The sequence below is a fragment of the Neobacillus drentensis genome, from assembly GCF_036965245.1.
GTDB lineage: Bacteria > Bacillota > Bacilli > Bacillales > Cytobacillaceae > Neobacillus > Neobacillus drentensis_G.
In genome coordinates this window covers 428-23,113 of sequence record NZ_JBALPG010000121.1, presented here as the reverse complement: position 1 = coordinate 23,113, position 22,686 = coordinate 428, and the positions used below count along the sequence as shown (strand labels likewise).

Below are 22,686 nucleotides of genomic sequence, written 5' to 3'. Positions count from 1 at the left end.
TTCGTCAATAGGGAATGACCGCTACTGAAATGGTCACATTACCTGATTTCTTTTTCGTTAACGCCAATTTTTCCGCTCCGCTGTACAACAACGCAGCCGGCTCACTGACGCCGTATGCCCCGGTATATTTAAAAACAGTTTCCGACGGGTCTTGAATGTTAATGGAATTTAGTTCCTCTGGGGTGTAATAAATAAACTCCCAGCGGTTTTTATTAGCCACTTCCAGCAACCCTGCTTCATCCTTTTTTAAATCAATCGTACAAAGGGCCTTGACACTTTTTTTGGAAAAGTTTAATTCCTCCAGTGTTTCGTCAATCACTGCATCAATTTCTTCTGCAGAGGTCCCGCGGTTGCAGCCCATGCCAAGGACAATGACCTTTGGCCGGTATAAGACGCCATTATGTAAAATCTGCTTTTCCACTTCCAATAAATTTCGATGTGTTACCACGAGTGCAGCATCCAGCTTTTCTGCCAGTGCCTCTGGAATAAATCGGTAGGACTTAATATTTTCCGGAAGGGGGCGGCCATACTGCCACCATTCCTTTTCGCCTGATTCCTGCACGACGGCAATCTTTTCTTCGTTCACGACCGAAGCGCTCACTGGGGTCAGTTTTTCTGCCGAGTCCCAAACCCAGCCAAACCGTTTCCCGAACAAATCAACCGCAATCGTTTCCTGTACATCCGAAGCGGTCGTAATGATCGGACGGGCCTTTAGCGCAGCTGCCACTTCCTTTGTTAGTTCGTTGGCGCCGCCGATATGTCCTGACAGCACGCTGATTACATGTTCTCCCTTATCGTCGATCACGACAACGGCAGGGTCAGTTTTTTTATCTTTTAATAGCGGAGCAATCATGCGGACAACCGCTCCAAGGGAAATAATAATGATCAATCCCTTGTAGGCTTCAAAAAGAGAAGGGAAAAGAAGGCGGACGCTGCCAGTGAATAATTGAATGTCCTTCTCCCCCTCATCCCCTTTTTCAAATTTACTCATATAGTAGACATCAGCATTTTGAAAAGAATGTCCCAGCTTTCGTGCCAGTTCTACTCCATGCTTTGTTATCGCCACAACGGCATAGTCACCCTTCTGCTGAATGACCGCCTTTTGTGCTTCCAGCAACTCGATCATCAGGCCTCTACCCCCCGGCGGAATCCGTGGGTAAAGGTTTTGTCGTAGAGCTTTGAACGATAATTTTGATCGTGGATGTTTTCATCAAGGGCCCAGCCGGCCAAAATCATCGCCTGTTTCCTGATCCCGTTCACACGCATATCTTCATCCAAACGTTCAAGTGTGGTCCGGACAATTTTTTGATCCGGCCAGGATGCTTTATAGACGACGGCAACAGGGGTATCATGACTCCAGCCGGCCTCGGTCAATTCCTTGACCAGTTTTTTTGTTAACGTCGCACTTAAGAATAGCGCAATAGTGCAATGATGCTTCGCTAAATCCACCAGCCTTTCAAATTCCGGTACTGGTGTTCTGCCCTCGGCTCGTGTCAGAATAACAGTTTGCGTTAAATCGGGAATCGTCAGCTCAGCTTGTGCCGCAGCCGCTGCTGCAAAGACGGAGCTAACTCCCGGAACAATTTCGACTTCAATGCCTTTCTTTTTTAACAGAACGATCTGTTCCATAATAGCACCATAAACCGCCGGGTCCCCGGTATGGACACGAACGACCTTTTTGCCTTGCTTAATGTGGCCGGCCATAATATCAACCATCTCTTCCAGATGCATGCCGGCTGTCTTTAGCACTTCCGCTGAAGGTTTTGCTTTGGCGATTAATTCCTCATTGACAAGAGAATCCGCATATAGGACAACGTCTGCCTCCTGTAGATGTTGAAGACCTTTTACCGTGATTAAATCCGGATCGCCGGGACCCGCACCGATGATATAAAGCTTCATTTCCTCACCACCATTAACGTTAAGTATTCAAGCTCGGCTCCTTCCAGCTCGTCAGCCTGCCAAATAATCTCCTCATCCGATGTGACCTTTGTGACAACCGAAGCCTTGTGGAGCAAATCTAAATCACGTAATACTGCAAGCATTAAATCGATGACTTTGGCTACTTTGATAAAAATAACACAATCATTTTCTTCGATTACTTTTTTCATGGTTTCATAGTCATCCCGCGCCGGAACAATTGCCACATGCTCATCGCCATCTGCCAAGGGGATCCCCAGCCTGGAGGCGGCTCCATTGATCGAAGAAATTCCCGGTACAACCTCAATCGGGACTTCCGGATGCTTCTCCTGCATCAAGCGCATCATATGAATAAACGTACTGTAGAGAAGAGGATCTCCTTCTGTGACAAAGGCAACATCTTTTCCCGCCTGCAGCTTTTCCCAGACACTTTCCACGGTTTCCGTCCATTTTCTATCCAATGTCGCCGAATCCTTTGTCATCGGAAAGACAAGGCCAAGCATTTCCTTTTCGTTCGGTTGAAAATAAACTTCAATAATTCGCTGGGCATAGCTTTTGCTGCCCTTTTGTTTTTTCGGATAGGCAATCACTGGTGATTCCTTTAATTTTCGAAACGCCTTTACGGTTATTAGCTCCGGATCCCCGGGTCCAACCCCTAAGCCGTATAATGTCCCTAACATCCTGACTCCCCTTCCTGTCGCCATGCTTCTATTATGTAAATCGGATTTAATGCATCAAATCTTGTGAGATTCAAAATCGGCTTACTTCTCGAAATTTGTGCAAGTGTAATAATTGTTTGATAGCCCCGCTCTTTAAATCCCGTCATCGCTTCTGAAAGATTTTCAATGGTAACAGCATTTAAGACGATGCGTCCGCCATCCTTTAGGCGATTGCAGCAGATATCCAAAATGTCCCCCATCCCGCCTGCGGTCCCGCCTATAAATACAGCATCCGGATCTGGGAATGTATCTAATCCGTCTGGGGCTTTCCCATGAAGGATTGTTGCATCGACACGGAACTTGGCTAAATTCTGCTTGCAGTTTTCTAGGTCGCCTTCGTTCTTTTCAATCGCAAAAACCTGGCCTTCCCGGGCAATCTTCGCTGCCTCAATCGCAACCGAACCAGTACATGTCCCAATATCCCACACGATACTGTCTTCCTTAAGCCTTAGGGCACTGATGCTTAAGGTACGAATTTCCTTTTTGGTGATCAACCCTTTATCAGGTTTTCGCTGAAAAAACTCCTCATCGTCAATGCCAATGGACCAGCGCGGATTTTCACCTGTTTTTTTGAGAATGACAACATTGAGCGGTGAAAACTGGGTATCGCTCATTTCTTTGAGGCTGAACCAGCGGCATCGCTCCTGTTCATTGCCCAGGTTTTCTCCAACAAATGCTTGAAATTCGGTCATTCCAAAGGAGAGAAGGTACTGGGCAATCTTGTTTGGTGAATTCTCCGTATCGGTTAAAATCGCGATTTTCTCTTTCCCATCGATCCGCTGGGCCAAGCCTTTCATGCTCCTGCCGTGAACACTGGTGAAAAAAGCGTCCTGCCATCTTTCTTTCATTCTGGCAAAGGCAAGCTGGACAGAACTTAAATAAGGATAAATGTCCAAATCGATTTTAGAAGATAAATAGCTTCCTAGTCCATAAAACAAAGGATCTCCGGATGCCAGAATCACAACGTTTCTCGTCTCGGACTGCAAGCGCTCAACAAGTGATGAAAGGCCGCTTTCAATGACGATTTTTTCTCCGCTGTATTCAGGGAAAAAAGAAAGCTGCCGCTTTCCTCCTATTAATACTTCACTTGCATCAATCCACTTTTCATACATCGGCAACAGGCTTACTGTTCCTTCATCCCCAATACCGATCATTTTAATAGCTGCCATTATTTCGCACCGCCTTTCCTAAAAATTCACCCTTCAACGTATAAAGGGTCGTATCTACATCGATCCCGCCATCCACTTCCTTTAAAGCAGCAAGGCAGCAATTATCGCTTAGCTTTTCAAAAAAGGAGAGATGGCCCTGTGCTGCCATCATGTCGCCAACCTGCGAAGCTGTGTTGGCATTTTTTATTTCCTCAACCAGGGCGGCATTAGCACCCGCACGGCTGGCAACGTCACCTAAAAAATTAAAATCAACAGGGGCGCTTTTCGAGTGGACCATCATAATTCCCATCGCGACCTTGGAGAATTTCCCCATCATGCCGACCATGGAAACTCTTTTTACCCCTTGCTTCTTGCACTGTTTTAGGGTAAAACCGACAAAGTCGCCCATCTCGATAAAGGCTTCTTCAGAAAGTTCACGGAATTGCTTCATCGCATATTTTTCACTTCGCCCGCCCGTCGTAATGACGATGTGCTCGCAGCCGCTTGCCCGGGCAACACTGATTGCTTGAATGATACTGGCCTTATAGGCTGCTGTTGAAAAAGGAACGACAATACCTCGGGTCCCAAGAATCGAAATTCCGCCGATAATCCCTAAGCGGCCGTTGAGCGTTTTTTTCGCAATTTCTTCGCCGTCTGGTACCGAAATAACGATTTTGATTCCTTTCGTAATCCCAAAATCCTTTAAAACTCCTTCTGCCGTCTCACGAATCATTTTCCGGGGCACAGGGTTAATAGCTGCCTCCCCGACAGGAATTGGCAAGCCATCCTTTGTAACCCGTCCAACCCCGACACCCCCATCAAGCGCGATGCCTGGATCATCCGACCACGAAACAGTTGAACAGATTAAGGCCCTGTGAGTGGCATCGGGGTCATCACCCGCGTCTTTAATCGTACTTGCTGTTGCCATTTGAGCAGTGATCTCACAGCTTTCGATATGTAAGGTGGCAAAACGCTTAACTGGCAGGTAAATCGTGGACTCGGTTTGCAGTTCCCCGGTAATTAATCCCGTCAGCGCCGCCTTTGTGGTTGCTGTTGCACAGGCCCCTGTCGTATATCCTTCACGCAGCTTTCCTTTTGGTACTTCCTGCATGTGTTATCCCCGGTCGGCAAGAATGGAAATGGCGTTTAATGCTGCAACGGTAACGGTACTGCCGCCTTTCCTGCCAATATTGGTGATGAATGGAACATCCAGCTTGGCTAGTTCCTCTTTTGATTCAGCTGCTGAAACAAATCCAACCGGCAGCCCGATGACAAGCCCTGGTTTGGCTTCCCCTTCTTTTATGAGACGGATTAGTTCGAGTAGGGCAGTTGGCGCATTCCCAATCGCAAAGATGCCGCCTTCCGCTTCTTTGATTGCTTTTCGCATTGAGATGATGGCCCTTGTCGTATTTAATCGTTTGGCTTCCGCAATGACATCCGGGTCGGAAATAAACACCTTGATTTCTCCGCCGTACTTTTCAATTCGGGTTTTATTAGCCCCGCTTTGGATCATTTGAACGTCGGCGACCACTTTTTTTCCGCTTCGAATTGCCCGGATTCCGGAATGGATGGCATCAGGATGAAAGAGGACGCTTTTTCCTAATTCAAAGTCAGCCGATGCATGAATGATTCGCTGGACAATCGGATATTGCTCTGCCGTAAATGGATGCTCCCCAATTTCCTCATTAATCATTTCAAAGCTTCTTTCCTCTATTTGTTGCGGCTGAATCGTGATTGGTTTAAATTCAGTACGAAAATCCATTTTCTTCACTCCTTTATTAAAATACAGTTTCTTTTTTACATGTGACTGATTGGCTGGGCACAGACTGCCTTAATGCTTGGATGACCTCGGAAAAATCGGAAAAAACGATTCCGTATTGAATTTTCGGCCGTCCTATCATAATGATTTCAATCCCCAAATCCTTGGCTGCCTCTACCTTTTCATCAACAGAACCGACTTTTCCACTTTCCTTTGTAATCATTAAGGTGACCCCGTACTGTTTATAAAGGGCTTGGTCAAACTCCTTTGTAAATGGTCCCTGGATAGCAACAATATTTTTTTGTGGCAGACCAAGCTGTTCGCACTTTTCCATATTGTCGGCTCTGGGAAGCATACGGGCAATCAGCCGGATCTCTGGATTCCCTAATAATTTTTCCGTAAAAACACGCAACGTTTTGCTGCCTGTCGTCAGCATGACAACCCCTTTTCTCGCAGCCGCTGCTTCTGCAGCGTCCTCGTAGCTCTCGACTACTGTCATCTTTTCATATTGAAAGCTTTGGGACTCGCGTTCATAACGAATATAAGGAACCCCTCCCTTTTTTGCCGCACTTATCGCATTTTTGGATGCTTCTTCTGCAAATGGATGACTCGCATCCACAATTGCTCGAATTCCTTTTGCTTTTATCAAGCTCACCATGTCTTCGGCTGTTAATCGGCCAACTTGGACAATAAGTCCAGCCTTTTTAAGCTCCTCCGCGGCATTTTCGGTTACCACCGTACAGTGTAGACTGTAGCCTGCTTCCTTCATTTCTAAAGCGAGCGAACGTGCATCACTTGTTCCGGCTAGAAAAAGAATCATTTAAAATTACCTGCCTTCTTCCCTTCATCGACATGTATTGTCTCCTGACCGTGTTCGTGATGATGGTGATGACTGTGGTCATGATGATGTCCGTGGTCATGGTGATGATGGTGATCATGATCGTGGTCATGGTGGTGGTGATGATCAACATGCTCCATTGCAAGCAGCCGATACTGGCATGTATCACAGTTCATTTTCACTTCATCACCAATCGCTTCCTCCACGCGGTCCTTCAAAATAGTTTGCAGTTTTGGATGATAGCCAAAATAGCCAGCCAATTGAAAATCAATCTGCGGATATTGTTCTGCGAACTGGCCCATCATGTTCTCTAATCGTTTGATTAAAATTCCTGTAAATAAAAAATAAGGCAGGATAATGACTTTGGCAGCTCCGAGCTTTATACAGCGCTCGATTCCTTCATCCACCAGGGGATTCGTTACCCCCATAAACGCCGGTTCTACCAGCTTGTAGTTTGTTTTCTCCCATAGCAATCTAGAAATCTTATATAAATCACTATTGGCATCCGCATCGCTACCACCGCGCCCTAACAGGAGGATGGCCGTATCGGAAGGGGGACGATCCAAGTTCTCCCCGATTTCTGCTAATCTAGTTTTTAAGATTTCAAAGGCTTCCTCATGAACTCCTATTGGTCTCCCGTATGTAAAGTGTACATCAGGGTATTTTTCCTTTGCTTCATCAATCGCGGCCGGAATATGAATTTTAGAATGTCCAGCCTGCAGGAGCATGATCGGAATAACATAAACGTGAGTGGCCCCCTTCTCGACACATAGATCAATTCCTTGATTAACGGTTGGACGTTCAAATTCTAAAAAACAAGTTTCAACTAATAAGGAATCGTCCCAATTGGCTCTCATGTTTTCAATGTATTGACGTACTTGATGATTTCCTTCAGGATCCCTGCTTCCATGGCCCACAAATAAGATTGCTTTCATCATCTTTCCTCCCCTTTGTAAAAAGCGCTTTTAATCCCCTTGTTATCTTGCAAACTATTAATCCCCACAAACAGCTGCTTCTATTTCGATTTTTGGGGTTACATCCCGGTATTCGAATCCTTGAATCCTTTTGACACGTTTAAAAAATTTATGGAAACGTTCATTTGGATGGCCTTTTTCTTTGTATTCATCAATGATCCTCTCAACAAAGCCTACAATTTGATCAGGTGCAATTCCTTCTGCCACAATTTGGCCTGGATGGGCATTTCGCCCGGCAGTCTTTGCTCCCAAAAACAAATCGAATGCTCCTTTACGGTACACAATGCCGATATCTTCCTTTACTGCCCCGTAGCAGGCCATGCCGCAGCCATTAAAGCCAATTTTTAATTCCTTTGGAAGGTCCATTCCCCCCAGCTTTTCGTGAATCTCTTCGGCATAAGGAATAGAATCCTTTTTGTCTCCGTCACAAAAATCACATGCTTTTAACGTTAAGACATCGCCGATCGGAGATAATAAAAGGCCCGACGTCAGCAGCTTTTCAATGACTTGATCAGGATTGGAAGTAGGTATCTGAAGTTTTATCTGATGGTCAGGTGTATATTCCATCACACCTTCCTCTCCGACCACTTCTGCCAATACCTTCATCTGCACTGGTGTAAATTTTTTATTTGCCACTCCAGGGCTGACAGCAAGCTCAAAAATTTCTTGAATGTCTTCGATAGAAAAGGACCCTTCCGTGAATGCAGGACCTTCACCCACAATCTTTTGTAAAGCTGCCTCTGCCATTTCTCTTGCTGTAGCTTTCACGTTTACGGCGGCTGATTGGCTCTTGAGGGTCCTTGACACTCCAAGCTGCTCAAGTGCCCATGGTTCCGCTTCCCTTCTCAGCCGCTGATGCGGCTTTAACGGCTGTTCCGTTTGATTTAACGTATATTTCCGCTGATACCCACGCGGCGTTATCATCAGGTCATCATAAAAGAAGGTAGAAGAATTCCCGATAATGACCGTCGTTAACATGCCTATCTCATGATTAAGCATATCTTGTAAATTCGTCATCTCCACACTTTGGCGGTCGCGATAGGCACTCTTTACCAGCCCTACCGGTGTGTCAGAGGAACGGTATTTTAATAGAATTCTTTGCGCTTCTGCAATTTGTCTCGTCCTCCTCCCGCTTTTTGGATTATAAAGAGCGATCACAAAATCAGCCTGTGCGGCTGCTTCAATTCTTTTTTCAATCAAATTCCACGGTGTTAAATGGTCACTTAAACTGATTGTACAGGCATCATGCATGATTGGGGCTCCCAATAATGATGCACAAGAATTAATCGCAGAAATTCCAGGGATGACTTCCACTTCTACACCCGTTGCCTTTTTCCACCCTTTCTCAATCAAAACCTCATAAATAAGGCCTGCCATTCCGTATACACCCGCATCACCGCTGGAAATAACGGCCACCTTTTTCCCTTGTTCCGCCCTTCTGACAGCTTCCTGGGCTCGGGTCACTTCCTCTGTCATTCCCGTACTTATGATTTCCTGGTTTATTAATAACCGTTCAATTAAGTCAACATAGGTTTTATAGCCAATGATAATGTCACTTTCTTGAATCGCTTCTCTGGCCCGATCTGTAATATGGTCGGAACTTCCAGGTCCAAATCCGATGATCAGCAACTTTCCCCTCATCTCATATTCCTCCTTTCCAAAGTTCCAGCAGCATGGAGACACCCAATCCCAGGCTGTACATTCCAGTGATCAATCCTAGAACTATGTACACTTGTTTCTTCAGTTTTGCTTTCAAAAATCCCCACGAAAGAAAGAAGGTGACACAAATAGTCGAAATTAACAGTCCAAGAACGAATAAAAGCAATTGCATCGTCGCCGCCGTTACATTATTTAATCCTACTGCATTCGTTAGAAGGGCAATCTGTGTAGGACTTTCCACTCCGATCCCGTGAATGATTCCAATCACAAAGGCACTGATTACTCCCATTTTGATTGAGGATACCGCTTTCTCGTTGATTCCCAGCTTCCATTTCGCCATCAACTTGGCCATCCATTCATAGACAATCTTCAAACGGCTTTTGTACTCATAGTCATTTCTTTGTTGAAGGAGCGAATATAAAATGAATCCTCCCAAAATAATCAACGTGAGACTCACAAGAATTTCCATAACCTGGCGCGTTGTATTTGGCAGCTCCAGACCAATAAAAATTGATATCAGGCCAACAATCAGGACAATCACACCATGTCCAATCGCGTACATGATTCCAAGAGAAACCTGTTTTCTTTTTTGTTGCTCACTGCCGACCATATCGGCAATAGCTGCCACATGGTCTCCATCGATTCCATGTCTCATCCCGATCATTACGGCTAACAAAGCAAATGTAATTAGTTCCATGTTTATGTACTCCTTTTTACCGTTTTTGATATTCCCTCAATACATTCTGTTTGGTCTGGTGGAAAAAAGCCTTCCTGATTATATTGATAAATCACGTGCTCTTCGAGGGAACATCCACCAGCTAAGTGCTGCCTGACGATTTGTCGGCCTACCCCTTGTGTGACCTCTTTGTACCAGATTCCTTCAGGATAAACGATGACTACAGGGGCATCCTTACATCTTCCATTGCAGCGAGTCCTTGTCGTATGGATCAATGAATCCAACTCCAATTCCGCAATCTCATTCCGAATTTCCTGGGTTGCCTCCTCCCCTCCTTTTCTCATGCAGCTGCTGCCGTTACAAATCAATACGTGATGCTTCGTCCCTGTTAAATTCCAAGTGGTCATAAACACTCTCCCAATCTTTTAAAGTATAGACTTTGTTAAACTTGCCTGATGATATACTCTCCAGGCGCTATCTTTCTGCTGGCTGCCCAGGAGCTTCCCCGGCGCTTGACAGCTTTAACATAGCCAAATATAAAAAAGCACCCCTACAAAAATAGGGGTGCAGAGTAAACTCATCCAAAAATCCACAGAATGATTCCATTTATCCACACTTCCACCTATAAGCCCGTAGGTTAAATGAAGTATCTAGGGCAAGGCAGGTCTCCTGACTCAGGTTCATCATCCCATTGCGTCTTCCCGAATTTCTTCAGTGACATTTGCAATGAAACTCCCCATAACAGTGGCGGGTACCGTGACGGAATTTCACCGTTCTTCCCTTTTAAGCGCCTTTTTCAAATAGCGCACCTTTTCCCTAATCATATGTAATTTTGGTGGGCAATGATTTGCCCTTAACCAACCAATTCCCTTTCAAAGGCTCTAGAACCTATGTCTAATATTTTTACATTTTTAAAGCCAAAATAAAAAATCCGTTCAACGATGATTGAACGGATAAAACGAAAGCAGATAAGGGCAAAAAATAGCCATCCCTTTTGTCGCCAACGTTTCATCCTCTCAATCCCCGAAGAAAATGGAAACTTTTATAATTAAGACAGGTCTCCTGACTTGTGTATCCTCCTACTCTAAGCCCTTCCCGTATCCATATTTTTTATAAAATATCAATACAGTGGTTTGCCTATTTCGTCCACACTTACAGTTGCGGGGGCAGTTCCGGTCTTACACCAGATTCCCTTTTCAGCCGTTCGGCATCTTAACTATCTATTTGACTTATATGAAATCTATTAAACTTTGAAAATAAAAGAACTTATTCCATATACTAGCTTAATGAATTTCATAATTCAAGAATTTTTTTCCTATTGATACATTTGGACTATATATTTAGAAATATCAAAAAGACAAGGAGCCATGGGGACGGTTCTTATGGTCAGTAACACCCTAACATCCTTTGAACCATGAGAAGAACGAAATCGCTAACGCGATGGCTCTTTAAATGCCCAATATAAAATAATTTTATTTATAACAAAAAAGTATGCCCTCTTTGTGGTATTGTTTAATCGCCAAACCAAACAATCCATAGAAGGTCATACTTTTTCTTATGCCGTGCTCCTCCTTTTAATGATTAATTATTCAACTCATCTATTAATCAATCATCAGGAGGAATTTTTATGAAGCAATATGATAAAAAAATTGAACTATTCTTTGATCTTAAAGGTACCCCCGACTCCTCAAGAGAATCATATTGGAGAAGAATACGTGCATTCTTATCTTTTATGCAGAATTCAAATATATCCATAGAAGATATTAAAGAAGAAGATATCCAACAATATATCCTCTTCCTAAAAAAAGAAAAAGGTCTCTCTACTGGGACCATTAATAAATATATTTCATCCATTAGATTTTCCTATACTTTTGTATTAGAGAAGGATTAGAATGAGAAAAAGTTCCATTGATGAAAAGGGTTAAGACCTTTCCCGTTATCCCTTCAAGAGAAGATGTCATAGCTCTTTTGGATTCAACGGAGAATCTAAAACATAAAGCCATCTTCGTTTTAATTTATGGGAGTTGATACTATGTCAAGAATCTAGACACAGAATTTCTACCGCGCTTACTCTTGGTGGCCTTCCTCAAAAAGTGTAAAATAAAATCCTTTTAAACTTTTTGAGGAAGGTGAAATTTAAACTAGGGAAGAATAATGCATCTTCTCATATTCATTCGGTGTATAATATCCAATCGTTGAATGAATTCTCTTTGAGTTATAGAAAAACTCAATATACTCAAAGAGTGATTTTCTCGCTTCTGGCCTTGTTTTATACTTAGTTTGATAGACTAGCTCACGCTTTAAAATACCATGAAAAGACTCTATACAAGCATTGTCATAACAGTTTCCTTTACGGCTCATGCTGCTTATCATAGGGTTTTGTTTTAATAGGTTAAGATATTCGTTAGAAGCAAACCGGACCCCACGATTTGAATGATGAATAACTCCTTTCACGGGCTTCTGGCGTTTGTAAGCCATTTTTAAAACATTCATTACTAATTCTTTTGTCATGGTATGATCCATAGGTAAGAGTGCAATCTTTCCCTCCATCTATCGGCTTTATTTACTCTATACCACCTTTGGCAGAAAGGACTTTGTTTTGTTGTGCAAACTCATCCAATGATATCTAGCTTTATATGAAGTTCGTTTCCCTCAGACCGGAGGTTTGACGCTCGCTTCCTTTAGATTTCGCGTCACCACGGAAACCCTTGCGTTAAGCTACTGCTACTTCTGCCTTCACAGTTCGGGACTTGCACCCTATAGATTGCACCCATGCTGGGCGCACACAATAAAAAATCGGGGCAAATCCCCGTTTTTTCTACTAGAATTTAGAATGATCTTTTTAAATTCACATGTAGTATTAATTACTTATTACAATATCATCAAAATTAATTCTTTCCCCTGTTGTACCTGATACGACAATTCAGAATCGGATGGGTGTGGTTTGGGTAAGGGTAATATTGTCTATTTTCCCCTTAGAATAAAAAAATGTAATCGTTTAAATAATAATATTTGAGTTTTTATATAGAAAGGAGAGATGCGCAATGTCTCAATTATTAGATGCTCAAGCCCAACAAAACGGAACGAGATTCCTTATCTATTCACAAAATAAAAAGTTAGAAGGATTTGAGCACCCTGAAGTAGTTTTCATAAATGCACAGCCAGGTTCGATTAAAGCTGGACCCGAAGATGATAAAATTTATGTAATTGATGCCAAGGACAAAAGGGAGTATCGATTTGAAGGAGAAGGGCCTCCTTATAATGGGCCTCGGTTTCCGCCTGTGCAGCCGGATGCACAAGGACATTTTGATTATATTGACCCAAATGATCGTGCGTTTTCCTCTATGACCATGTATGCTACTGTTAGACGTGTCTTAGATATCTGGGAAAGTTATTTTGGACACCCTATTAATTGGTTTTTCCACAGGGATTTCCCTAAACTCGAGTTAATTCCTCGAGTTGAATGGGATAATGCCCACTCTGGCTACGGGTTTCTTGAATTTGGATTTGGACGTAATGCAGATGGTAGTATTGACCATACCAATCCTTATTGTGAAAACTTTGATGTACTAGCTCATGAAACTGGGCATACAATAAAAAATTGTACAATTGGGCAGCCGCGTTCGGGTCAAGAAACAGATGAATATCATGGGCACCATGAAGCGTTCGGAGATTTGGTAGCGATCGTCTCTTCATTGCATTTTAATTCGGTAATCGATCATCTCCTTAAGAACACAAAGGGTAATCTCTTCTCAGTTAACGAACTGTCACGAGTGGGAGAATTAAGTACTGCTCGAGAAATTCGTAAAGCTTTTAATAACAAGAAAATGTCCGATGTTGGCAGTGAGCCACATGATTTATCTGAACCATTTACAGGCGGAGCTTTCGATGTTTTGGTCGAGGTATTTCAAGATATCTTAATTGAAGGAGGTCTTATTTCCAAGGAGCTGGGTAAACAAGCATATGACGCTCACTTCGAGGAAGTACCAAACGTACAAAAAGAATTTGAACAGCAATATCGAGGAAAAGAAGAGGAGTTTAAAAAAGCTTTACTTGACGCACGTGACTATTTTGGTAAGTTAATGGCAGGAGCTTGGAGTAAGACATCTGCTGAAGGTTTGCGTTATTGGAAGGTTATGAAAAATATGATGGATATCGATCAACAATTAAGCGGCGGCAAATATAAACAAGCCATTCAAAGTTGCTTTGATTGGCGCGAAATCAAAGAAGATGCAATTGATCGTCCATTTTTGAAAACACACATAGTTGATGAATTAGCTGCCATCTCCAATGTTGGTAATGCAGGGACTTCAGAGTTTTTACAAAAATAAATCTGTGTTCACGTTACATACAACACCATTATTGGGATATTCAACTAAAACTGGAGGTTATAAAAAACTATGCCCTTATTTAAATATGGACTATTAAAAGGTAAAGTTTTTGATGTCAGACCTGTGGATTCAAATGATCGTACTCCACATTACGAAGTGCATGTTAAAGCAGGCGGCAAGGATTACAGAATTGCAATCAACGTAGCCTCGCAGGATAGTCCTTCTGAAGTCCTGTATTTTGTTAGTGAAGATTTTAACTCTGAACAAATAACAATTATTCCAACATTTGAAGAAGGGTTTACGCAAATTTCCAACGACAATCAAAATATTGCATTAGATTATATTCGGGGCCGATTATTTGATCCAACAAAAATGATACCTCTTCCCGCAACAGAAGATGGACCAGATAATGACTTAAATGAAAAAGTCAGCAGCTATATAAATGAAGCGAAAAGCAAGAATGCTACAGTTTATGCCTATGGTGAAAAATTTAAAAATGAAAACGCAAAAGACAAATACTTTGGTTTTTCACCAGGCAGAGGCATCCACGATATTCATATGAATCAAGGCAATAGCTCCAGGTGGAAAAGTGACGACGGGATATGGCAAGATGGCGGTGTTCTTATTCACTTTGAGGAAGAAAATCGATGGGTGGGAATTTTTCTCGCGTTTCAATCTCAGTCTTGGTGTACTGATGACCAAGGACATGCCACTAAGCCCGTCAGTGAGTGTAATCATACCAATGCACCAACCAGCAGAAATGTAACTGATTAATAAAACAATTGTAGAAGCTAGCAATATTGGGAATCCCTAATGGTCAAGGGGCTCCCATTTTTTTCGAAAAACAATATTTAATTGCCGGATGAAGCAAATCATCTTTTATCAACATGAGACCTCTAATAATAATTATATTTATTTTAAAAATGGGTACTTTTTGAAAAAGTAAACCATTTTTCCAATTTATATTTTACGATGATCAATCACTCTACGGGCTTTAAATACTGTTTCAGGCAGGATACCCTGCTCATATAGATTAACGCCAACACGTACTCCAAGCTTACTCTTAAACAATTCTTCTGCCTCCTTTTTAAAAGAATCTAACTGACTGTTGTTATATCCGTTTCGGTATTCAATATTTACGGTTATTTCATCCAAGGCACCCTTTTTGTCCACGAAAATCTGATATTCAGCACCACTCCACATCAAGGAGCGAACACAACTTTCAATCGCACTTGGGTAAATGTTTGCACCCCTGATTATTAACATGTCGTCTAATCTCCCAAGAATTCCATGTGGAAGTCGCGGATATGAACGGCCACAGGAACATGGTTCGTTTGTCATGAAGCTTTCGTCACCAGGCCAAAATCGAATCATTGGCTGTGATTTTCTCCAGAGGTGTGTGTATACGACGGCTCCTCTTTCTCCCATTGGGATCGGTGTATTTGAGTCTTCAGCACTTACAATTTCAGTAAAAACTTCATCTTGATAAAGGTGGACCCCTGCTTGGGCCTCACAGGATGTACTTGTCATGAATGGATACATTTCCGAAGTGGACCCTGTATCAAATAAACTTGCTCCCCATCCTGTTGACAAAAGTTCCTTTGTACTAGGCAAGGAACCGCCAGCTTCTCCCGCGGCAATGAGTCTAACTACTGAACTTTTCGATAAATCTATCTGCTTTTCCCTAGATTTGTTCATGAGATGCAAAAAATATGAGGGTGTAGCGACAAACGTGGAAGGTTTAATTCTCTCAATCATTTCTAAATGCCTGTCTGAGTCAATTGCTCCCAATGGAAAGACTGTAGACCCAATCCGTTCGGCACCTTGTAGAATACCCCAGCCGCCAAAGAAAAGAGAGAATGGAAAACTGATTTGGAGCGTATCATGAGGTCTTAAGCCCGTAGACCACAAGGCCATGGCATGTAGTTCGGATGCTCTTTCCCAGTCCTTATTACTTACTTGATAAAGTGTCGGTATCCCGGAGGTACCGCTGGATCCTTGAATTCTTGCGATTTCTTCAGGTTCAAATTGACCAGTATAACTGCCGAAAATTGGATGTTCTTTTTGGTCCTCTACAAGCATTTTTTTGGTAATAATGGGTACCTTCGTAGTGAAATCTTCAAGTGTTTTGACATCTGAGGGTTTAAAATGGTGGCGATCATAATGTTTTCGATAAAAAGGCAGCTTATTGTAGACATATTCTAATTGCTCTTTAATTCTTGCTAAAATAATGTCCTCTCTTTTCTTTGGATGCAATGTTTCTCTTTCTTCATTCCAATATTTTTTATACGTATTTGTGATCATCATTTTCCCCCTCGTAAAAGTATTTTGACAAAATAGTTTAAAAAGAAGGCTCTTTTTGCATAGATTGCTGTTTTTAGACTATAAAGTTTGTCCGTTGATTTCCGCTCCAGACACTTGCTTTCCGCGGGGAGGGATGGGAGCACGTCTAGCTACAGGGCCTAGCCCCTCGAGGTCGCTTCGGTCCTGCCGCTGAAGTCAAAGAACGACTTCAACGTCAGGACCTCCAGCGCTTGTCGGGGCTGGACAAGGCGCTTCCGCTTTTCCTTCTCCTCGGCGTTACCGCCTGTGGGGTCTCCCACTTCCCTCTTTTTCACGCAGGACATTGAATAAGCTTCCTAGATTAATCACCGCACGAAGGAAATGCGTTAGCATTTTCGAGGAGTCAAGTGCCCTCCGCTACAATCAACTCAGATAGTTAAAGTTAAATTACACTAAAAAAGCAACAAACTTTACGAAAACAGCCAAAAAGAAAGATCAACCAAATTATGTTTAATATTATGCACGCGTTGTTAAATCAATGTTTATATTTTAAAAAAGGAGTTAGTTTTTTAACACATGTTTAATTAATTGAAAAGTCCATCGGGCTACTCTACTTTCAAACTGATACATAAAATAATCGAGGTTGATTCCACCATCAGACAAGTGCGGTGATCCTTCTTCTTTATTGACGTCGCCCAATGTCAAAATTTGAGCACCGGTCACGACTCGAAGTTTAGTGATAATTCCAACACAAAAGACCCGAAAGTCATTAATATCAATAATATTCAATCTTCCTAACCAACGGTATAGGATGTGTAAAAGTTCATATGATGAAAAATACTGTCCCTCTCCTGGTGAGATTCGACTTAACTCTTCTATAGGCCAACAGATACTATGTTCAGAAACCTGGTTTTATCTAGTAGAACACAGGGGATGTATGGAGTAATAAAAATTCAGTATTTTCTAATTTTTTCTCAGACGCTTTTCTTACTTCCTTGGGGGTTAGTTTCCCTTATACCAACCAACAACGTTAAATATTTTACGTTAATGGAATCCTTGCAAATTCCTCTGTTATTAAAAATAATCGTAGGACGGCTTCGTTTATAGTTAGCTTTATAAAAATGTTTATTTACTTTTATTCATCGATCGTGAACAGGAAGAAAAGCAGGTACCTGAGCTATCGCGGCAGCCCAGATACCTGCTTTGTCTTAGAATGGACGATACCTCCCTTTACGTATCGAAATGCAAATCGTCCGCATGATGTAATAAAAAGTCTGCCGGGCCTCTTCCGTATAAATACAGTCGATGCATGGGTCTTGTCATGGACACGTACAACAATTTGATATTCAGAGTATGGTAAATTGTAATCCAATTAGTCGGGGTACAATAGCTGGTGTATGCTTACATTTCTACCTACAATTTCGTATGCAAATTGCAATACATAAATGGACCAATAAACAGGGATGTTGATATATTTCTCCTTTATTTTACAATAAATTAAGAATATTCATGTTAAAATAAATATAGATATTGCATGGATTGTTCTTAAACTAACGGTCAATTTAGTGGAAGAAGAAATATATATTGGAGGGTAAAATGGACAATATCGATAAAAGAAATCGTTTAGACGAAGCCCCTTTTAGTTATCGGGTTAATAAGAATAATACAGTTTTTTTAGATTATTATGGGAAACAAGTGAAAATCTTAAAAGGGAAAGATGCTGAACAATTTTTTAAAAAAATTAATGCTGCTGAAAATGAAAAGGCATTACAATTAATAATGGCTAAGATAACAGGGAATTTCAAAAGGGGAAATGAACGTAATCATAACTAAGGAAGTTCCTAACAAATTTTTCGGAATTTGTTTTTTCTTATTGTACTAATCGGTAGTTAGTTAAACTCTCAAATAAAAAATAGCTTTAAGAAATGGCTCTGTTCAAATATGAACTGAGCTATCCCTTATGAACTATGCATATTTGGAAATCGAAACAAACGTGATAAAGATTGCTACTGCCAAAAATAAAATCCCCATAATCTTCGTTATCTTTTGCTTACTAAGTAAATTGCCTATTCCTCCGAATACAAACATACTTATCGAAAGAAATTGCGTAGTTAAAATACTTTTACTCGTATAATCATTCCAACTAAAAATTACATAACTTATCAGTAATAATGCACTCAAAATAGAAAATAACTTAAAAATTTTGGATACCATATGAACTCACCCTCTCCATAAAGGGATTTCTATTTTATTCCTATTCGATAAAAATCAAGAAAATCCCTTCTTGAACTCTTAGCTTAAGTAAATTTTTTCACTATCTTTATTTTCAACATATATATCCAAAGATATTTCAGACTCAACATCCAGTCCAATAATTTTTTTAGGACGATTTGTATACTAAAATGCAAGTGAAATTGTAGGGTACAACAGCCAGTGTGCCCTTACAAATTTATGTACAATTTCCTATGCAAATTTAAGTAGGAATTCCGTACAAATCGATATACACCAATAAAAAATGAGTATCAAATTGATATACAATTTAACACTCATTTTAATTAACATTTTTATTGTTTGCGATAGGAAACGGAACCCGTTAGACTCAAAGTCTCCTCTTTTTAACGAAAATTTTCAATCCTACCTGCTTTTTCTTACAATGGACGATACCTCCCTTTACGTATCGAAATGCAAATCGTCCGCATGATGTAATAAAAAGTCTGCCGGGCCTCTTCCGTATAAATACAATCGATGCATGGGTCTTGTCATGGACACGTACAACAATTTGATATCCAGATCTACCTTAGAGTATCGTTCTTCCAAGCATACAATCATAACGGAATCAAACTCCAACCCTTTCGATAAAAAAGAAGGTAAGATCACGATATATCCCTTCTTCATCTCTTGCTTTTCCTCTAATAATTGAATCGGAAGATGGCTATTTTCTAGGATCTGATTGATTCTTTGGCATTCTCTGTCGGTACGTCCAATAATTGCGATGGAATGCAGCTCTTCCTCTTTGAGGGAGGATATGTCTTTTTCCAGCTGCAGCCTTACCTGTTCCAGATTCGTAGGGTCAATCGTTTTAAAATGTGGTTTTTGGCCATGTCGAATGACTGGTTCGACCTTTGGCAAGTCTTGGTCGATCAACTGAAGGATATCGTTTGCCAAATTCATTATCTCAACGGTCGTTCGATAACTTTTTTGTAAGGATTGATAATTCGCATTAGGGAAGATATCTTTCAATACCGGTGCCCAACTATTCAAGCCGCGATAGGAATGAATTCCTTGTGCTAAATCTCCCACAATAGTAAACAAGTCTGTATTAAAGCCTTCTTTTAATGCGGCAAATTGAAAATAACTGTAATCCTGTGCTTCATCGATAAAGATACTTCGCATTTTATATTTTTCATCGATGCCTTCCAGTTTTGCCTTCATGTAAAACAGTGGAGCTAAATCCTCCAGTTCGTATGCACCTCGATTAAAGATCCGTAAACAATATTTACTTAGAATCTTACATTCTTTCTCAGTAAGAGTTGTGGAATGCTCTTTGATCCTTTCAGATGAAGACATGAGTTCCTTATACAAGGTGAAAATATCTTTCATGACAAATGCATCCATATATTTTTTTACAGCGACCTTGGCCTCCTGCTCCACCCTCTTTTTTCTTTTTTCCTTCATTTCCATTAAGGAAACTACTTTTTGCTTTCTTTTATCTGGTTTCAGCTTCGTGTTATAAAGGGCCTTCTCCAGTGCTTCTTCATATTTCTTGTTAAGGTTAGCTAACATCAGTGATTTCTTCTTTTTCAAATCATCTTCTAATAGGTTTTTTATTTTTCCAAGCCTTTTATAGATTGGTAAGTACGTATATTCTTTTAAAAATAGTTTTTTGAGCTTTTTCCCCTTCATCAGAACGGAATTTTCCACGACAAAATCCTCTTTTGGGGCTAGATTATATTCCAATTCATTTATATATCGATTGATTACTTCCTTAAATTCGAGTGAACCTTTATAGCTGGAAACCCATTGAATCGATTTATTTGTTCCGTTATCTTCAAGGAGCTTCATCAGCTTGGAATTTGGTGAAAATAGTTTTATTTTCTGCCCCAGGCAGCTTCTCATAAAATCGATATAGGTGGTTTGATTAATTTTGTTGACCCCTAATTCAGGTAAGACGGCAGATATATAATCAATAAACAGTCGGTTGGGTGCGAGAATCATTAATTTTTCTGGAGGAAATCTAAACCCAAAGGAATAGAGAAAGTAGGATATTCTATGGAGTGCGATGGTTGTTTTCCCGCTTCCAGCGGCCCCTTGAACTATAATGGGGTGTTTCAAAGATGCACGGATCACTTCATTTTGCTCATTTTGAATGGTCGCCACTATTTCTGTTAAACGATTGTCTGCTTTACCTGACAAAGATTTCTGCAAAAGTTCATCGTGGGTGGTTAAATCGATGTCTCTGATTTCTTTTATTAATCCTTCGACGATGTCATACTGCCTCTTTAATGACAAGTAACCGGATTGTGTCTCCCCATATGCTTCATAAGACACCTCTCCTAGCCGACCGTCATAGTAGACATTGGCAATCGGTGACCTCCAATCCACGATAATGGGCTGCTGTGTCACACGGTCAAACAATGATACTTTGCCTATGTACAAAATTTCTTCCGCTTTCGTACTATTGCTTGTAAAATCAATCCTTGAAAAATAGGGTTTACCAATCACGCTTTCTAACCTTTTCAGTTCACTTTCAGCTAATTCAAGAAAACTTGCATTCGCGAGGAGATCCGTGTAGCTCGTACTACTATCCTTAGAATTCAGGTCGGCAAAAGATTGTTTCATATTTTCAACGAAAAATTCTTTATTTCCCTCAGAAATTTCTAAAACGGTGCGTATATATTCCTTTGTAAACTCTAAGCGCTCCACTTCTGCTTGATAGTCTTTATGGTCTCGGACAGACACTTGATCTTTGGCACTCATCCTCTTCACACCTCACCTCTCTGTGCAATTTTGGAAGCATGGGAAATTAAGATTAAACTAAATCTTTGATACTAGTCAAGTTTTTAATAAGAAAACCCCCTCAATCAATTGTCTGAAGGAGCATTAAAAACCGCTGTTAAATTAGTCTCTCTTTCACTAACCGTAATCCTAACTTTATCAGTTCAGGAGCCTATTGGTATTTCGTCAGGTTACTCGAGAGTTTGTACGATTATCGAGGACGGCCTTGCTCATCTGTATTCAATGATTGAGTTTCAAATTTGGTAAGGAGAATAGAAAATGATGGCTTTGGAAATTCATACTCAAGTAAAACATCACAGTCTTGCCATATACCATTTTCCTGTGAAAAATCGCTACCTATTGGATCACCTTGATTCATATGAACATTATGTACTCCTAATCCCGTTACATAGGGTTCTCGGAAAATATAAATTCTTTTTACATTATTGAGGTATGACTGCATTAGCAGGATTACATTGTTCCCACTTTCTGGTTTAGATATAATATTAGAGAAAAATTGTCTGTCCACATTTTGGTAATCTTTGTACTGTTAATGTAAGGTAACCTCGTACAAAGAGGTTACCAACTATATCGCCAGAGGTTCAACCCACATTGCCTACCGTCAATAATTACTGAATAACGAGTGTAGTTCCTGACACTCTGAACTGATTACCGATATAAGAAGCATATGCGGTTGATGCAGCACTAACGCTTCCAATTTGATTTCCAGAGCTAAAGTCATGACTTCCTTGAAGAGTTATATTCTCGGGAGGCTGCCCAGCTAAACCAATAAAGAAAAGTGTCAACGTCAGCATTGCCGTATTCTGCGCCGTAGTTCCCTGATTCACAATACGTTTTGTACTGGCATAATTTGCGATTTGATTATTTCCTACAAACACTCTACCGCCTTCAATTTGCCAAGCACCCCCAGCATCATTGACACTCTGTAAGTTGAGCCGGTTCAATGTCAGGCTCATAGAACGTGTATCGTGGCCCAAGACTGCGGATTCACCTCCGGATCCACCTGTAGTAACCTCATAAACCGAGGCCACATTTGGGTCTTTAAAATCACCAGTTATTGGCCCTAGAGTTTCTCTAAAATAATTAGGATGCTGTAATACTAATGGTTTCCGGTCATAATAATTATTATTATTATATGGTAGATACTGTCCATACATATTTAATGAATACCTCCTCATCGATAGTCATACACCCATAAAGTATGGTATTTTTCCTATTTCGTTTGGGTAGTTACCTATTTTAAATAAATATTGTTAATAGTTATGAGAAAACTAACCTGTCAGATAGTTGAATAATCTCTCCTGTTTGATTTAAAAACCCTGTTAATAATTCCTTTAAAAAGAAAAGTTTTAGGGAGAGATGTATT

At 40.9% G+C, this 22,686-nt stretch carries 22 protein-coding genes and 2 riboswitches; of the genes, 5 read left to right on the top strand and 17 right to left on the bottom strand.

The features are described 5' to 3' along the window. Positions 1-4 precede the first annotated feature (4 nt). The 12 genes from V7150_RS20990 to V7150_RS20935 form a co-directional block, all read right to left on the bottom strand. Positions 5-1,126: a cobalt-precorrin 5A hydrolase gene (locus tag V7150_RS20990; RefSeq protein ID WP_335522153.1), complete on the bottom strand. Its 1,122-nt coding sequence runs from the start codon at positions 1,124-1,126 to the stop codon at positions 5-7. Further along, entirely contained in the window at positions 1,126-1,899 is a 774-nt protein-coding gene (cobM, locus tag V7150_RS20985) for a precorrin-4 C(11)-methyltransferase (protein WP_335522151.1), read from the bottom strand. The genes V7150_RS20990 and cobM overlap by 1 nt, the downstream gene beginning before the upstream one ends. Further along, the gene (cobI, locus tag V7150_RS20980; RefSeq protein ID WP_335522149.1) at positions 1,896-2,597 is read right to left on the bottom strand and encodes a precorrin-2 C(20)-methyltransferase; all 702 of its coding nucleotides are present in this window, start codon (positions 2,595-2,597) and stop codon (positions 1,896-1,898) included. The genes cobM and cobI overlap by 4 nt, the downstream gene beginning before the upstream one ends. Further along, positions 2,591-3,805 carry a precorrin-6y C5,15-methyltransferase (decarboxylating) subunit CbiE gene (gene cbiE, locus V7150_RS20975; RefSeq protein ID WP_335522147.1) on the bottom strand — a complete coding sequence of 405 codons (1,215 nt, stop codon included), beginning with the start codon at positions 3,803-3,805 and terminating at the stop codon, positions 2,591-2,593. Before cbiE ends, cobI begins: the two co-directional genes overlap by 7 nt. Continuing rightward, positions 3,792-4,895, bottom strand: a complete 1,104-nt coding sequence (locus tag V7150_RS20970; protein WP_335522146.1) for a cobalt-precorrin-5B (C(1))-methyltransferase — start codon at positions 4,893-4,895, stop codon at positions 3,792-3,794. The genes cbiE and V7150_RS20970 overlap by 14 nt, the downstream gene beginning before the upstream one ends. A gap of 3 nt (positions 4,896-4,898) precedes the next feature. Continuing rightward, positions 4,899-5,546, bottom strand: a complete 648-nt coding sequence (locus V7150_RS20965; RefSeq protein WP_335522144.1) for a precorrin-8X methylmutase — start codon at positions 5,544-5,546, stop codon at positions 4,899-4,901. Between the two features lie 16 nt (positions 5,547-5,562). Beyond that, entirely contained in the window at positions 5,563-6,363 is an 801-nt protein-coding gene (gene cobK, locus V7150_RS20960) for a precorrin-6A reductase (RefSeq protein ID WP_335522142.1), read from the bottom strand. Further along, positions 6,360-7,316 (bottom strand): sirohydrochlorin chelatase, encoded by a 957-nt coding sequence (locus tag V7150_RS20955; RefSeq protein WP_335522141.1) that lies wholly within the window; start codon positions 7,314-7,316, stop codon positions 6,360-6,362. Before V7150_RS20955 ends, cobK begins: the two co-directional genes overlap by 4 nt. A gap of 57 nt (positions 7,317-7,373) precedes the next feature. Next, positions 7,374-8,996 carry a precorrin-3B C(17)-methyltransferase gene (cobJ, locus tag V7150_RS20950; RefSeq protein WP_335522140.1) on the bottom strand — a complete coding sequence of 541 codons (1,623 nt, stop codon included), beginning with the start codon at positions 8,994-8,996 and terminating at the stop codon, positions 7,374-7,376. A gap of 1 nt (position 8,997) precedes the next feature. Then, a complete protein-coding gene (locus tag V7150_RS20945) occupies positions 8,998-9,711 on the bottom strand; it encodes a High-affinity nickel-transporter (protein WP_335522139.1) in 714 nt (237 codons plus the stop codon). 2 nt (positions 9,712-9,713) lie between these two features. Next, positions 9,714-10,097 carry a (2Fe-2S) ferredoxin domain-containing protein gene (locus V7150_RS20940; protein WP_335522137.1) on the bottom strand — a complete coding sequence of 128 codons (384 nt, stop codon included), beginning with the start codon at positions 10,095-10,097 and terminating at the stop codon, positions 9,714-9,716. A gap of 235 nt (positions 10,098-10,332) precedes the next feature. Next, positions 10,333-10,518, bottom strand: a riboswitch (cobalamin riboswitch). Positions 10,519-10,543: 25 nt separating this feature from the next. Continuing rightward, on the bottom strand, positions 10,544-10,702 hold the full coding sequence (locus tag V7150_RS20935) for a hypothetical protein (protein ID WP_335522135.1): 159 nt from the start codon (positions 10,700-10,702) through the stop codon (positions 10,544-10,546). A gap of 23 nt (positions 10,703-10,725) precedes the next feature. Continuing rightward, positions 10,726-10,920: riboswitch (cobalamin riboswitch) on the bottom strand. A gap of 397 nt (positions 10,921-11,317) precedes the next feature. On the opposite strand from V7150_RS20935, the gene V7150_RS20930 reads away from it, so the two are divergent. Further along, on the top strand, positions 11,318-11,581 hold the full coding sequence (locus V7150_RS20930; protein WP_335522134.1) for a phage integrase N-terminal SAM-like domain-containing protein: 264 nt from the start codon (positions 11,318-11,320) through the stop codon (positions 11,579-11,581). 245 nt (positions 11,582-11,826) lie between these two features. Here the strand turns inward: V7150_RS20930 and V7150_RS20925 are convergent, their stop codons facing one another. After that, positions 11,827-12,228 (bottom strand): IS3 family transposase, encoded by a 402-nt coding sequence (locus V7150_RS20925; protein ID WP_420490315.1) that lies wholly within the window; start codon positions 12,226-12,228, stop codon positions 11,827-11,829. A gap of 506 nt (positions 12,229-12,734) precedes the next feature. On the opposite strand from V7150_RS20925, the gene V7150_RS20920 reads away from it, so the two are divergent. Together V7150_RS20920 and V7150_RS20915 are read left to right on the top strand one after the other, a co-directional pair. Continuing rightward, positions 12,735-14,021, top strand: a complete 1,287-nt coding sequence (locus V7150_RS20920) for a hypothetical protein (RefSeq protein ID WP_335522131.1) — start codon at positions 12,735-12,737, stop codon at positions 14,019-14,021. A 69-nt stretch (positions 14,022-14,090) separates the two neighbouring features. Beyond that, the gene (locus V7150_RS20915) at positions 14,091-14,795 is read left to right on the top strand and encodes a YukJ family protein (RefSeq protein WP_335522130.1); all 705 of its coding nucleotides are present in this window, start codon (positions 14,091-14,093) and stop codon (positions 14,793-14,795) included. 186 nt (positions 14,796-14,981) lie between these two features. Here the strand turns inward: V7150_RS20915 and V7150_RS20910 are convergent, their stop codons facing one another. Further along, on the bottom strand, positions 14,982-16,325 hold the full coding sequence (locus V7150_RS20910) for a phenylacetate--CoA ligase family protein (protein ID WP_335522129.1): 1,344 nt from the start codon (positions 16,323-16,325) through the stop codon (positions 14,982-14,984). Positions 16,326-17,452: 1,127 nt separating this feature from the next. Here V7150_RS20910 and V7150_RS20905 point away from each other — a divergent pair. Together V7150_RS20905 and V7150_RS20900 are read left to right on the top strand one after the other, a co-directional pair. Beyond that, positions 17,453-17,647 (top strand): hypothetical protein, encoded by a 195-nt coding sequence (locus V7150_RS20905; RefSeq protein ID WP_335522127.1) that lies wholly within the window; start codon positions 17,453-17,455, stop codon positions 17,645-17,647. A 253-nt stretch (positions 17,648-17,900) separates the two neighbouring features. Continuing rightward, positions 17,901-18,137, top strand: coding sequence for a hypothetical protein (locus V7150_RS20900; protein WP_335522125.1), 237 nt, complete (start codon positions 17,901-17,903; stop codon positions 18,135-18,137). Positions 18,138-18,974: 837 nt separating this feature from the next. Here V7150_RS20900 and helD read toward each other — a convergent pair. From helD to V7150_RS20885, 3 genes are all read right to left on the bottom strand, one after another. Beyond that, a complete protein-coding gene (helD, locus tag V7150_RS20895) occupies positions 18,975-21,281 on the bottom strand; it encodes an RNA polymerase recycling motor HelD (protein ID WP_335522123.1) in 2,307 nt (768 codons plus the stop codon). Between the two features lie 229 nt (positions 21,282-21,510). Then, a complete protein-coding gene (locus V7150_RS20890; RefSeq protein ID WP_335522122.1) occupies positions 21,511-21,828 on the bottom strand; it encodes a DUF2278 family protein in 318 nt (105 codons plus the stop codon). Between the two features lie 100 nt (positions 21,829-21,928). Continuing rightward, positions 21,929-22,498 carry a hypothetical protein gene (locus V7150_RS20885; RefSeq protein WP_335522120.1) on the bottom strand — a complete coding sequence of 190 codons (570 nt, stop codon included), beginning with the start codon at positions 22,496-22,498 and terminating at the stop codon, positions 21,929-21,931. Positions 22,499-22,686: the final 188 nt, after the last annotated feature.